Genomic DNA, 13,260 nt, shown 5'->3' with positions numbered 1-13,260 from the left:
GCACGACGATGGTCCGCATCGCCCTCGACCCGACGCCGTTCCACGACGGGCACGCGCTGCTCGAGTTCCCCGACATCGCCGCACGGCTGGGCTACACGCACCTCCAGCTCACGCCTCACGCCGACTTCTCGCCCTTCTTCCGCTACCCGAAGGCCGACGACGGCCTCGTGGCGAAGCTGAAGAAGGCCGCGAGGGATGCCGGCGTGTCGATCCCGGCCATCCTCCCGGTTCAGCGCATCTCGTGGCCCGACGAGCCGCAGCGCCAGGCGGCCGTGCGGAACTTCCGCCGGATCATCCAGCTCGCCGTCGAGCTCGAGGTGCCCGTCATCAACACCGAGTTCTCGGGCCGCCCCGAGCGTCAGGAGGACTCCGAGGCGGCGTTCTACACCTCGATGGAGGAGCTCCTGCCGATCATCGAGCGCGAGGGCCTCCGCCTCAACGTCGATCCGCACCCCGACGACTTCGTCGAGGACGGCCTCGAGGGATGGCGCGTGCTGCGGGGGCTGAACTCCTCCGCCGTCGGCTTCGTGTACGTCGCCTCGCACACGTTCCACTACGGCGACCGCGCGACGACGCTCCTGCCCGAGATCGGCGACCGCGTCGGCGCCGTGTACACGGCCGACACGTTCGACCACACGCGCTCCCACGGGCTCCGCTACATCACGAACCCGCCGGGCAACGCGGTGCGCGTGCATCAGCACCTGAAGATCGGCGACGGCGACGTGAACTGGGACGAGCTCTTCACGACGCTCCGCGAGATCGGCTACCTCGACCGCGACGACGCGCTCATCGTGTCGAACGTGTTCGCCGAGGACGAGAACCGCGACGAGGTGTCGCGCTACCAGCTCGAGAAGCTGCGCGAGCTGATCGGATCCTGACCCATGACCAAGCTGTCGATGAACGTCACGACGACCTTCTACGGCAACGTCGTGGGCGACATCGCCATCGCGAAGGCCGCGGGCTATGGCGGGATCGAGCTGCAGAGCCCCAAGCTCTACCGGTACCTCGACGCGGGCTACGCCGTCGAGTCCCTGCCTCCCCTCCTCGAGGGGATCGAGGTGTCGGGCATCGGCGCCGTCCTGGATCTCGAGCGACGCGGCGCCGGCCGCGAGGCGCTCCTCGCCGAGGTCGAGCGGATGGCCGACATCGCCGTCGTCGTCGGCGCCCCCATCCTGCAGATGTGCACCGGCCCCGTCGACTGGGAGGTCGTCAAGGACTTCCGGGCCGGACGACTGTCGGCCGACGACGTGCGCTACCGCGGCACGCTCGGGCTCCCCGAGAGCGATGCGCTCGACGTGGCCGCGACGAACGTGCGCGAGGCGGCCGACATCGCGGCCGACCGCGGCCTCGACCTCTACCTCGAGCCGCTCGCCTGGTCGAACCTCAACCGGCACCGGCACTCCCTCGAGATCATCGAGCGTGCCGGCCGCGACAACGTCGGCATCGCGCTCGACACGTGGCACTACTGGACGACGGGCGACACCCTCGAGGAGGTCGCCGCGACGCCGAAGGAGCTCATCAAGGCCGCGCACATCTCCGACGGCCTCGACCTCGACCGGGAGCACGACGTGCCGGATCAGAGCGCGCACCGCAACGTCGTCATCGGCGGCGGCGCCATCCCGCTGCAGGAATGGGTCGATGCGATCAAGTCGACGGGGTACGACGGCTGGTGGGTGTCGGAGATGTTCTCCGACAAGGCGAACGAGCACGACTTCCTCGAGGTGGCCACGACCATCCGCGGGCTCCTCCACATCCTCGTGTCCTGAGAAGGCAGACCATGCAGCGCTTCGCCCTGATCGGAGCCGGCTTCATCGGCTCCGTCCACGCCCAGAGCCTCGCGGCCCATCCCGCCGTCGACTTCCGCCTCGTCTACGACGTCGACAGCGCCCGCGCGGAAGCGCTCGCCACGGCGCACGGCGCCCGCGCGGCGCGCTCGCTCGCCGAGGCCTTCGATCCCGAGCTCGTCGACGCCGTCTTCATCGCCTCGTCGACCGACACGCATGCCGAGAACCTGCGACGCGCCGCCGACGCCGGTCTCGCCGTGCTCGTCGAGAAGCCCATCGACCTCGACCTCGTGCACGCCGCCGAGACCGTCGCGCACCTCGAGCGGGCGGGCGTCCCCGCCATGGTCGACTTCAACCGCCGGTTCGACCGCGACCACGCCGAGCTCAAGCGGCTCGTCGACGAGGGCGCGGTGGGCGAGGTCGCGCTCGTGCAGCTCACCTCGCGCGGGCCGGCGCTGCCGCCGCTCGACTACCTGCGGGTGTCCGGCGGCCAGATGCGGGACCAGACGGTGCACTTCTTCGACCTCGCGCGGTGGATCACGGGCCTCGAGCCCGTCGAGGTTCACGTCGCGGGGTCGGCGCTCGCCGACCCGCGCGTGGCCGAGATCGGCGACGTCGACACCTCGGCGGCGACGCTGAAGCTCGCCGGAGGCGCGCTCGTCCAGATCGACAGCGTGCGGCACACGGGCTACGGCTACGACGAGCGCATCGAGGTGCTGGGCTCGACGGGGATGGCCGAGTCCGGTCGCATGCGCGCCGGCGGGGTCACCCGCTTCCGCGGCACGGAGGCGGTGTCCGACGGCCTCCACGCCGGATGGTTCGAGCGCGTGCAGCCGACCTACGCCGCCGCGCTCGGCGCGTTCGTGTCGGCGCTCGAAACGGGCGGTCCGGTCCCCGTCGGCCTGCGCGAGGGCCTCCGCGCGCAGGCGATCGCCGAAGCGGCGACGCGCTCGCTGGCCTCGGGGCGCAGCGAGCCCGTCGACGCCCTCGTCTGACGGCGCGACGAAAGGGGCCCGATCCGCGTCGCCTGCGGATCGGGCCCCTTCTTCGTGCACCGCGTCAGCGTCGGCGACGCCGTGTGTCCTCCTCGACGGTGCGGATGGCCTCGGTGCGGCCGCCGAGCTCCTTGAGCTCGTGGCTGAGCTCGGCGAGCTCGTCGCCGCCGGCCATCTGACGCGTGAGCTCGTCGAGGGTGACCTCGTCGCGCTTGCGGTCGAGGACGGCCTGGCCGAGCTTGAGGATGACGAAGTGGTCGCCCACGAGGTACGCGTGGTGCGGGTTGTGCGTGATGAAGACGACGCCGAGGCCCGCGTCGCGGGCCGCGGCGACGTACTTGAGCACGACGCCGGACTGCTTGACGCCGAGGGCTGCGGTGGGCTCGTCGAGGATGAGCACCTTGGCCCCGAAGTAGACGGCGCGGGCGATCGCGACGCACTGGCGCTGGCCTCCGGAGAGCTCGCTGATGGGCTGGTCGAGGTCCTTGACGACGATCCCCATCTTGCGCAGCTCGGCATCGGCGATCGCCTTCATGTCGCGGATGCTCATGCTCGCGAGCGGGAAGCGCGAGCGGACGAGCTCGGAGCCGAGGAAGAAGTTGCGCCACACCTCCATGAGGCCCACGACGGCGAGGTCCTGGTAGACCGTCGCGATGCCGTCCTCGAGCGCCTGGCGGGGGGAGTCGTAGCGGCGCTCGGCGCCCTCGACGAGGAGGGTGCCCTCGGTGTGCGGGTGGAGCCCGGCCATGATCTTGATGAGCGTGGACTTGCCCGCGCCGTTGTCGCCGAGCACGCACGCGACCTCCCCGGCGTTGACGGTGAGGTTGATGCCCTTGAGCGCTCGGATGGCGCCGTAGCTCTTGCCGACCTCGGTCATCTGGATGAGCGGCGCGCCGCCGCGGGGGCTCTCGGTCATCGTCGTCACCCGACCTTCCGTGCGGTGGAGAGCTTCTTGACATAGAGGTTCACGAGGACGGCGATGACGAGCATCGCCCCGAGGAACGAGCGGAACCAGTTCGGGTCCCATCCGGCGTACACGATGCCGAGCGAGGTCATCCCGAAGATGAAGGCGCCGATGGCCACGCCGATGGCGTTGCCGAAGCCGCCCGTGAGGAGCGTCCCGCCGACCACCGCGGCGATGATGTAGAGGAACTCGTTGCCGACGCCGTTGCCCGCCTGGAGCGTGTTGAACCGGAACAGCGTGTGCATGCCGACGAACCAGCCGAGGAACGACACCGTCATGAACAGGCCGATCTTGACGGCGACCACGGGCACGCCCACGGCGCGGGCGGAGGCGGCGTTCCCGCCGACCGCGTAGATCCAGTTGCCCACGCGCGTGCGCTGGAGGATCCACGCGGCGAGGGCGACGAACGCGATCCAGTAGAGGACGCTGTTCCAGATCGTGATCCCGCCGATCTGGAACGACCCGGCGAAGATCGTCCGGAGGATGTCGTAGCCGTCCATCCGCGAGATGTTCGGGCTCGCCACGGCGCCGGTGACGAGCTTGGTGATGCCGAGGTTCGCACCCTGGAGGATGAAGAACGAGCCGAGCGTGATGAGGAAGCTCGGGATGCCCGTGCGCATCACGAGGTAGCCGTTGACGAAGCCGACGCCGAGGCAGAACACGAGCGAGAGGACGGCCCCGACGATGAGGTTGATGCCGAGGTAGTACGAGAAGAGCGCGTTGAAGAGCCCCGCACTCGTGACGATGACGCCGGCGGAGAGGTCGAACTCCCCGCCGATCATGAGCAGGCCGACGGCGACGGCGACGATGCCGATCGTGGAGGCCTGGTAGAGCACGGTGAAGAGCGCGTCGGCCGAGCGGAACGCGGGCGCGACGGCGAGGAAGAACACGAAGATGAGCGCCGCGGCGACCGCCGCGCCGACCTCCGGACGGGCGAGCAGGCGGTGCGACCAGCCGAGCTTCACCCGGTTCGACGCCTCCGACGGAGCGGAGGAAGCGAAACCCTGTGACATGGGTACTCCTGGTGGTGGGGGAGGGCGGGCCCTGAGGCCCGCCCTCCGCGGTGGTCAGCGGGTGTTGTTCTCGGCGAACGGGAGGATCGTGTCGATGTTCGACTCGTCGACGAACGACGGGCCCGTCAGGACGGGCTTCCCGCCGCCGATGTCGTTGCCGTTCTTCAGGTAGAGGTAGAGCGACGTGACGGCCATGTACCCCTGCACGTACGGCTGCTGGTCGATCGAGAACTCGATCTGGCCGTCCTTGATCGCCTGCGCGGCGTCGGCGTTGAGGTCGAACGTGATGAGCTTCGCCTCGCTGCCGGACTGCTCCATCGCCTTCAGCGCGTCCAGCGCGATGGGAGCGCCGAGCGTCACGATGTAGTCGATCGACGGGTCCTGCTGGAGCTTCGCCTGCAGGCTCGCCACCACGGCGGAGTCGTCGGCGCCGTTCACCTGGATGTTCTCCGTGCCCGGCACGGCGCTCTTCACGCCCGCGCAGCGCGCCTCGAGGGCCACCGAGCCGGCGGCCTGGATGACGCACAGCGGATGCGCGCCGCCGGCCTCGGCGATGCGCTCTCCCGCCGTCTGCCCGGCGAGCGTCTCGTCCGAGCCGAAGTACATGAGCGCGCCCACATCCTGGTACTGGTCGATGCCGGAGTTGAAGCCGACGAGCGGGATGCCCGCATCGGCCGCCGCCTGCACTGACGCCGCAAGCGCGTCGGGGGTCGCGAGCGTGGTCGCGATGCCGTCGACGTCCGAGTCGATGGCGGTCTGGATGAGCTGGGCCTGCTTGTCGGCCGCCGGGTCGTTCGAGTACTGCAGCGTCGCTCCGACGTCCTTCGCGGCCTGCTCGGCGCCGGCGCGGATCTTGTCCCAGAACGTGTCTCCCGGGGTCTCGTGCGTGACCATCGAGATGACGTAGCCGGAGTCGCCGCCGCCTCCTCCGGACCCGTCATCGGCCGTGTTCTGCTGCGGCGCGCCGCCGCCGCTGCAGGCGGTCAGCGCGAGGACGGTCGCGAGGGCTCCCGCCCCCAGGAGCTTCCGAGGAGTGATCGTCGCCATGAGTGGTCCTTTCGGGAGGGCCGACCCCGTGCGCGCCCAGGGCGGCGCGCGGATGCCCGCGGACGGTCCGCGGGCGGGCAGAGGATGCCGTGCGCGGGCGGGCCGCTCTGCCCATCCGCGGTGCGTGGCCGGCGTCCTCGTCGGCACTGCGATCACTGTGACCCGTCATCGCGCGCTTGTCAACAGATTGTCAAGACATAGTGTCATTTTCGTTATGGAAGGCGGTGACGTGGCTTGTCCGTTTGACAGGACAAAGTGACGCGCTATTATGTAAAGACAAAGGCGTCGCTCGCCGGACGAAGGAGTCACCATGGCACATGCACACGCGGAGGGCTCGAGTACGGCCCTTCCCCCGCTCGTCGGAGGACCGCACCGGAAGCGGCTCGGCCTGGTCGCGCTCATCGCGACCTTCGGCGGGCTGCTCTTCGGCTACGACACCGGCGTGATCAACGGCGCGCTGCGCCCCATGGCCGAGGAGCTCGGCCTGAACGCGTTCACCGAGGGCGTCGCGACCAGCTCGCTCATCTTCGCCGCCGCGATCGGCGCGATGTTCTGCGGGCGGCTCTCGGACGGCTGGGGGCGTCGCAAGACGATCATCCTGCTCGCGGTGCTCTTCTTCGCGGGCACGCTGTTCGTCGTCTTCACGCCCAACCTGCCCGTGCTCGTCATCGGCCGCATCATCCTCGGGCTCGCCGTGGGCGGCGCCTCGACGGTCGTGCCGGTCTTCCTCGCCGAGCTCGCCCCGTACGAGATCCGCGGATCGCTCGCGGGCCGCAACGAGCTCATGATCGTGACCGGGCAGCTGGCCGCCTTCGTGGTCAACGCGATCATCGGCAACACCCTCGGGCACCTCGACGGCGTGTGGCGCATCATGTTCGCGATCTGCGCCCTGCCGGCGATCGCGCTGTTCTTCGGCATGCTGCGGATGCCAGAGTCGCCCCGCTGGCTCATCGAGAAGGGCGACCGTGCGGGCGCGCTCGCGGTGCTCAAGAGCGTCCGCTCGGAGGACCGCGCCCTGGCAGAGCTCGCCGAGCTCGAGAAGGTCGCCGACGAGGAGAAGCAGGAGAGCCAGCTCGGATGGCGCGCGATCCTCGGCAACCGCAACCTCACGCGCATCCTCCTCGTGGGCATCGGCCTCGGCGTCGCCCAGCAGCTGACCGGCATCAACTCGATCATGTACTTCGGCCAGACGGTGCTCATCGAGTCGGGCTTCGACGAGAGCGCGGCGCTCATCGCCAACATCGCCCCGGGCGTCATCGCGGTGGTCGGCGGCGTCATCGCCCTCGCCATGATGGACCGGCTCGACCGTCGGAAGACGTTCGCGATCGGCCTCACCCTCACGACGTCGTGCCACCTGCTCATCGGCGTCGCGTCGACCGTGCTCGAGGTCGGCAACCCCCTGCGCCCGTGGGTCATCCTCTTCCTCGTTGTCGCCTTCGTCGGCTCGATGCAGACGTTCCTCAACATCGCGGTGTGGGTGTACCTGTCCGAGATCTTCCCGCTGCACATGCGCGGCGTCGGCATGGGCATCTCGGTCTTCATGCTGTGGGTCGTGAACGGCGTCCTGTCGCTGTACTTCCTCTCACTCGTCGAGGCGGTCGGCATCACCGGCACGTTCTTCCTCTTCGCCGCGGTCGGGGCGCTCGCCCTCCTCTTCGTCCTCACCCAGGTGCCCGAGACGCGAGGCCGCACGCTCGAGGCGCTCGAGGAGGACGTCACGACCGGGGCGATCTACACCGTCTCGAAGTCGGCCGCACGCCGCCGCTGACTCCGCGCACCCGCAGGCCCGGCCCCCGCGAACGGAGCCGGGCCTGCGGCGTTCGCGGTGTCAGCAGCCGCAGGAGGCGCCGACGACGAGGTGTGGAGGCATGATGCGATGCACGGGCTCGCCGGTGTGGTCGAGCAGGGCCTCGACGGCGGCGGCGGCCATCTCCGTGAGCGGCTGCGCGACGGAGGTGAGCGTCGGCCAGCTGTAGGCGGCGTCGACGGACCCGTCGAACGACACGATCGCGAGATCCTCGGGCACGCGCACGCCCGCCTCGTGCGCGGCCTTGAGCACGCCGCGGCCCATCTGGTCGGAGCTCACGAAGAGCGCGCGCGGCACGCGCCCGCGCTGCAGAAGGCGGCGCATCGCCTCGTACCCGCCGTCGGGCGAGAAGGCGCCGCGCGCGATGGGGCCCGGCTCGAGCCCGAGCTCTTCGAGCGTCTCGCGCCATCCGATCTCGCGGCCGTCCTCCTCGTCGCCCGACGTGCGCCCGATCGCGAGGCCGATCTCCTCGTAGCCATGCCCAGCCAGGTGCTCGACCGCGAGGCGCGCGCCCTGCACGAGGTCGACGCCGATCGAGTTGCGGGCGGGCACGCCCGCGCTGTGGTTGAGGAGGACGACGGGGATGTTCGAGTGCTCGAGTCCGCGCAGGTCGGGCTCGAAGACGTTGCTGCACAGGAAGATGCCGTCGACGAGCCGCGTCGTGAGGTGCTCGAGGTGCCGTCGCTCCGACTCGATGGATCCGTCGGAGCTCGACGTGAGAAGCAGGTAGCCGCGCCGCGCCGCCGCGAGCTCGACCTCGTGCGCGAGCTGCGCGAAGTACGGATTGATGGACGTGGGCACGACCATCCCGAGCATCTCGGTCGATCCGAGCCGGAGCGCACGCGCCGAGGGGTTCGGCCGGTAGCCGAGCTTCTCGATCGCGTCGCGCACGCGCGCCTCGGTGTCGGGGGACACCTTCTTGGTGCCGTTCACCACGTAGCTGACGACCGCGGGGCTCACTCCCGCGAGCCGGGCGACGTCGTTGCGCGTCGCCCGGCTCGCAGAAGCGGACGTCGAGCGCGGCACGTCAGCCATCCTAACGAGCGAGCACCTGGCCATCCGGGGCGTCGGCCGCGACCGGGGCATCGCCGAAGTCGCGGATGGCGAGGCGCTCCCCGCCGCGGAGCGCGGACTGGTGCGCGACGATGCCGGGCAGCGTGTACCGCGCGGCCTCCCATGCGTTGACCGGCGGCAGCGTGCGGTTCGCGACGGCGACGGCGAAGTCGTCGACGAGGAAGTGGTGGCTGCCCTCGTGCCCGGTCGGCTGGCCGCGCAGCTCGACCGGAAGCCGCTCGGCATCGTGGACGCGCGCGAGCCCCGAGATGAAGGCGTCCCGCAGGGCGGGATCGACGTCGGCGAGCGACGGGTCGTCGGGCGACATGCTGGGCTTCGTCTCGAGGAGCTCCGTGACGTCGGAGAAGCCCTGCTTGTCCTGCCACACGGCCGTCTCGACGAGCTGCTCGAAGCTCGCCTCCGTGCCGAAGTAGCGGAAGCGCGACTCGCGCAGGTGCGACGGGTAGCCGACCCGCCGGAACTCGTTGATGCGCATGCTGCCGCCGCCGGCGAGCTCGAACAGCGCCGTGGCGTTCGAGAAGTCGTTGTCGAACATGCTGACCTCGCGATCGAAGACGCCGTCCCCTCGGTCGTCGCGCACGCCGATGCAGCTCACACTGACGGCGCGGCCGCCGATCGCGCCGAGCACGCCGCCGACCGAGTGCGTCGGGTAGAGCATGGGCGGGTAGCTCGCCGTGCGCTTCCATTCCGCGCCGCCGCTGAACTGGTACGCGGCGTAGAAGCCGAGGTCCATGTCGTGGACGTAGTCGCCCTCCGCGTAGAAGATGCGGCCGAAGGCGCCCTCCGCCGCGCGCTTGCGGGCGTAGACGGTCGCGGGGTTGTAGTAGCTCGTCTCGCCCATCATGTAGGTGAGCCCGGTCTCGCGCACGGCGTCGATGATCGCGGCGATCTCGTCCTCGCTGATCGCCATCGGCACGGCGGAGTACACGTGCTTGCCCGCGCGCAGCGCCTGCACGACGAGCGGCCCGTGCGTCCAGCGCTGCGTGAAGATCGCGACCGCATCGAGGTCGCTCGCGAGCATCGCGTCGAAGTCGACCAGCGTGCCGGCGAGGTGCTCGCGCGCGACGAGCGCCTCCGCACGCTCGGGGATGGTGTCGGTCACCCACACCTCGGAGATGAGCGGGTGCGCCTGGAACAGCTTCGCGAAGTGCCCGGAGAACTGCCCTGCGCCGACGATGCCGAGGGAGAAAGCCTGAGAGGTCATGCGGGCGAGTCTGCCACGAGGGGGTTACTCGTGTCAATGAATGCAGAGGAGTGAAACTTTCGGCACGGAATCCGTGCTTGCATCGGCATTGGTGACTCGTGTAACTTCGCCGTCATCACCGCTCATCGCCATCACAACGGAGTATGAAGATGACCACGACGACCATCGTCCTCGGACGCCGGCGCGCTCAGCGCGACGGCGGCGTCCGCAGGCGGAGAGGGCGCGGCGACCTGCGGATCGCACTCCTCTTCATCGCGCCGGCGCTCGTCGGCCTGATCGCGTTCTACCTCGTGCCGACCGTGCGGGGCCTGTTCCTCAGCTTCACGCAGTACAGCGTGCTCGACGAGCCGCGGTGGGTCGGCGTCGAGAACTACGCCCGCATCGCGCAGGACCCGCTGTTCTGGAACGCGCTCGGCGTGACGGTCCAGTACGTCCTCATCAACATCGTGCTGCAGACCGCGATCGCCCTCGGCCTCGCGCTGCTCATGCATCGTGTCGCGAAGTCGACGCTCGTGCGCGGACTCCTCCTCATGCCGTACCTCATGGCGAACGTGATCGCGGCTCTCCTGTGGTTCTGGATGCTCGACTACCAGCTCGGCATCGTCAACCAGGTCATCGAGTGGCTCGGCCTGCCGCGGGTCGCGTTCTTCGGCGCGCAGGAGTGGGCCATCCCGACGCAGGCGCTCATCAACACGTGGCGCCACATGGGCTACACGGCCCTCCTGATCTTCGCCGGGCTGCAGGCCATCCCGAACACCGTCTACGAGGCCGCGCACCTCGACGGCGCGAACCCGCTTCAGACCTTCGGGCGCATCACGATGCCGCTCCTGCGCCCCGTTCTCGCGCTCGTCCTCGTGCTCACCGTCACCGGATCGTTCCAGGTGTTCGACACGGTCGCCGTCACGACCCAGGGCGGCCCCGTCAACGCGAGCCGCGTGCTGCAGTTCTACATCTTCCAGAAGGCGTTCACGGAGCTCGAGTTCGGATACGCCTCCGCGCTGGCGATGATCCTCTTCGTCATCCTGGGCATCGTCGCGTTCGTGCAGATGAAGCTCCTCCGCGGCAACGAATCCGACCTGGCGTAAGGGGAGCAGGCCATGACCACCACCACGACCATCGTGACCCGCGGGCGCGGGGCGCGGAAGCCCGTCAGCTGGGGCCTCGTCCTCGGCTGGATCTGCCTCGGCATCGCCATCGCCGTGAGCATCCTGCCGTTCTACTGGGTGCTGCGGACGTCGCTGTCGATGAACAGCGGCCTCGCGGCCAACTCCGCGAGCATCCTCCCCGTCGACGTCAACCTCGGCGCCTTCGCGCGCGTGTTCGGCATGCAGTCCACCGAGGAGGCGCTCGCGCAGGGCGGCTCGGGTGCCGCGATCAACTTCTGGCAGTACCTGCTGAACTCGGTGCTCTTCTCGACGCTCACCACGGCCGGCGCCGTCTTCTTCAGCTCCATGGCCGCCTACGCGTTCTCCCGGCTGCAGTGGAAGCACCGCGACAAGGTCTTCGGCATCTTCCTCGCCACGGTGCTCGTGCCGCCGATCTTCACGGCGCTGCCCAACTTCCTCCTCGTGAAGAACCTCGGGCTGCTCGGGACGATCTTCGGCCTGATCCTGCCCTACGTGTTCATGACGCCGTTCGCGATCTTCTTCATGCGCCAGTTCTTCCTCAACATGTCGCGCGAGGTCGAGGAGGCCGCCATGCTCGACGGCGCCTCGCAGTGGCGCATCTTCATCCAGATCGTGATGCCCAACGCGGCCGCGCCGCTCGCGACCCTCGCCCTGCTGACCTTCATGGGGCAGTGGAACGAGTACTTCTGGCCGCTGCTCGTGTCCGACGAGAGCACGCGCGTGCTCACGGTGGGTCTGGGCACCTTCAAGTCCCAGTCGCCGCAGGGCGCGCCCGACTGGTCCGGCCTCATGGCCGCGACCCTCGTGTCGGCCGTCCCCGTGCTCATCCTGTTCATCGCCTTCGGGAAGCGGATCGTGAACTCCATCGGCTTCAGCGGGGTGAAGTGATCGTGAAAGGACGCAGGAACATGAAGAAGGTCCTTGCCGCCGCTGCGCTCGCCGCGGTCTCGACGTCGGCCCTCGGCGGATGCGCCGCGATCACCGGCGAGGAGGGGGTCATCGACTACTGGCTGTGGGATGCCAACCAGCTCCCGGGCTACCGCCAGTGCGCTGAGGACTTCAACGAGGCGAATCCCGACCTCACGGTCCGCATCACGCAGCTCGGCTGGGACGACTACTGGAGCAAGGTGACCAACGGCATGGTCGCCGAGAACGCGCCGGATGTGTTCACCAACCACCTCTCGAAGTACCCCGACTACCTCCGGTTCGACCAGCTCGTGCCTCTCGACGACGTCGACCTCGACTTCGGCCAGTACGCCGAGGGCCTCGCCGATCTGTGGGTCGGGCAGGACGGGAGCCGCTACGGCGTGCCGAAGGACTGGGACACGATCGCCCTCTTCTACAACCGCGAGATGGTCGAGGAGGCGGGCCTCTCCGACGAGGAGATGGCGGAGCTCACCTGGAACCCCGACGACGGCGGCACGCTCGAGAAGGCGATCGCGCGGCTCACGGTCGACCGCAACGGAGTGCGCGGAGACGAGCCCGGCTTCGACAAGGACCACGTCGAGGTGTACGGCCTGGGCCTCACCGCGTCGGGGGCAGGCATGGGCCAGACCGAGTGGAGCTGGCTCACCGGGACGACCGGCTGGACCCACACGAACGAGAACCCGTGGGGCGACCGCTACAACTACGACGACGAGCGCTTCCAGAGCGCGATCGCGTGGTGGTCTGGCCTCATCGACAAGGGGTACATGCCGCGGCTCGAGACGACGGTCGGCGCCTCGATGCCCGACAACTTCGGAGCCGGCCGTGCGGCGATCAACGCCAACGGATCGTGGATGATCGGCCAGTACGCCGGGTACGACGGGATCGACCTCGGCATCGCCCCCACGCCGATCGGGCCGGAGGGCCACCGGGCATCGATGTTCAACGGCCTCGCCGACTCGATCTGGGTCGGCACGGACGACCTCGAGGGATCGCGCAAGTGGGTCGAGTACCTCGGCTCGCCCGCCTGCCAGGACGTCGTCGGCGCGCAGGGCGTCGTGTTCCCGGCCATCCTCTCATCGACGGAGAAGGCGGTCGCGGCGTTCGAGGAGCGCGGCATCGACGTCTCGGCGTTCACCGATCACGTCTCGGAGGGCACGACCTTCCTGTTCCCCATCACCTCCGGGGCGGCGCAGGTGGAGGGCATCATGAAGCCCGCCATGGACGCGGTGCTGACCGGGCAGGCAGACGTGTCGTCGCTCACGCAGGCGAACGAGCGCGTCAACGCCCTCTTCGAGGGGGCGGACGACACCAGATGACG

Annotated in this window: 12 protein-coding genes; 7 read left to right on the top strand and 5 right to left on the bottom strand. The window is 69.4% G+C overall.

Features of this window, described 5'->3' with window-relative positions; translation table 11 throughout:
* The first annotated feature begins 8 nt into the window (after nucleotides 1-8).
* Genes GC092_RS13560 through GC092_RS13550 form a run of 3 tightly spaced genes read left to right on the top strand, consistent with a single transcriptional unit; the run spans nucleotide 9 to nucleotide 2,779 of the window.
* The gene (locus GC092_RS13560; protein ID WP_324012571.1) at nucleotides 9-878 is read left to right on the top strand and encodes a sugar phosphate isomerase/epimerase family protein; all 870 of its coding nucleotides are present in this window, start codon (nucleotides 9-11) and stop codon (nucleotides 876-878) included.
* 3 nt (nucleotides 879-881) lie between these two features.
* Nucleotides 882-1,766 (top strand): sugar phosphate isomerase/epimerase family protein, encoded by an 885-nt coding sequence (locus GC092_RS13555; protein WP_324012569.1) that lies wholly within the window; start codon nucleotides 882-884, stop codon nucleotides 1,764-1,766.
* Nucleotides 1,767-1,777: 11 nt separating this feature from the next.
* The gene (locus tag GC092_RS13550) at nucleotides 1,778-2,779 is read left to right on the top strand and encodes a Gfo/Idh/MocA family protein (RefSeq protein ID WP_324012568.1); all 1,002 of its coding nucleotides are present in this window, start codon (nucleotides 1,778-1,780) and stop codon (nucleotides 2,777-2,779) included.
* A 64-nt stretch (nucleotides 2,780-2,843) separates the two neighbouring features.
* On the opposite strand, the gene GC092_RS13545 is transcribed toward GC092_RS13550, so the two are convergent.
* From GC092_RS13545 to GC092_RS13535, 3 genes are read right to left on the bottom strand one after another with little or no spacing between them, the layout of a single operon-like run.
* Nucleotides 2,844-3,695, bottom strand: a complete 852-nt coding sequence (locus tag GC092_RS13545) for an ATP-binding cassette domain-containing protein (RefSeq protein WP_324012566.1) — start codon at nucleotides 3,693-3,695, stop codon at nucleotides 2,844-2,846.
* Nucleotides 3,696-3,700: 5 nt separating this feature from the next.
* The gene (locus GC092_RS13540) at nucleotides 3,701-4,756 is read right to left on the bottom strand and encodes an ABC transporter permease (protein ID WP_282979051.1); all 1,056 of its coding nucleotides are present in this window, start codon (nucleotides 4,754-4,756) and stop codon (nucleotides 3,701-3,703) included.
* A 54-nt stretch (nucleotides 4,757-4,810) separates the two neighbouring features.
* Nucleotides 4,811-5,803: a substrate-binding domain-containing protein gene (locus tag GC092_RS13535; protein ID WP_324012564.1), complete on the bottom strand. Its 993-nt coding sequence runs from the start codon at nucleotides 5,801-5,803 to the stop codon at nucleotides 4,811-4,813.
* Between the two features lie 310 nt (nucleotides 5,804-6,113).
* Here GC092_RS13535 and GC092_RS13530 point away from each other — a divergent pair, with 310 nt between their 5' ends.
* Complete coding sequence (locus GC092_RS13530) at nucleotides 6,114-7,571, top strand: sugar porter family MFS transporter (protein WP_324012562.1); 1,458 nt, start codon at nucleotides 6,114-6,116, stop codon at nucleotides 7,569-7,571.
* Between the two features lie 60 nt (nucleotides 7,572-7,631).
* Here GC092_RS13530 and GC092_RS13525 read toward each other — a convergent pair whose 3' ends face one another.
* A complete protein-coding gene (locus tag GC092_RS13525; protein WP_282979049.1) occupies nucleotides 7,632-8,645 on the bottom strand; it encodes a LacI family DNA-binding transcriptional regulator in 1,014 nt (337 codons plus the stop codon).
* 1 nt (nucleotide 8,646) lies between these two features.
* Nucleotides 8,647-9,888: a Gfo/Idh/MocA family protein gene (locus GC092_RS13520; protein WP_324012560.1), complete on the bottom strand. Its 1,242-nt coding sequence runs from the start codon at nucleotides 9,886-9,888 to the stop codon at nucleotides 8,647-8,649.
* 149 nt (nucleotides 9,889-10,037) lie between these two features.
* On the opposite strand from GC092_RS13520, the gene GC092_RS13515 reads away from it, so the two are divergent.
* The 3 genes from GC092_RS13515 to GC092_RS13505 are packed head-to-tail and all read left to right on the top strand — an operon-like array spanning nucleotide 10,038 to nucleotide 13,258.
* On the top strand, nucleotides 10,038-10,973 hold the full coding sequence (locus tag GC092_RS13515; protein WP_282979046.1) for a carbohydrate ABC transporter permease: 936 nt from the start codon (nucleotides 10,038-10,040) through the stop codon (nucleotides 10,971-10,973).
* Between the two features lie 12 nt (nucleotides 10,974-10,985).
* Nucleotides 10,986-11,903: a carbohydrate ABC transporter permease gene (locus GC092_RS13510; protein WP_324012557.1), complete on the top strand. Its 918-nt coding sequence runs from the start codon at nucleotides 10,986-10,988 to the stop codon at nucleotides 11,901-11,903.
* A gap of 20 nt (nucleotides 11,904-11,923) precedes the next feature.
* On the top strand, nucleotides 11,924-13,258 hold the full coding sequence (locus GC092_RS13505) for an ABC transporter substrate-binding protein (protein WP_324012555.1): 1,335 nt from the start codon (nucleotides 11,924-11,926) through the stop codon (nucleotides 13,256-13,258).
* Nucleotides 13,259-13,260: the final 2 nt, after the last annotated feature.

This window comes from Microbacterium sp. JZ37 (assembly GCF_035188445.1).
In the GTDB taxonomy this organism is placed as follows: Bacteria; Actinomycetota; Actinomycetes; order Actinomycetales; family Microbacteriaceae; genus Microbacterium; species Microbacterium barkeri.
This window is presented reverse-complemented; position numbering and strand designations above follow the sequence as displayed.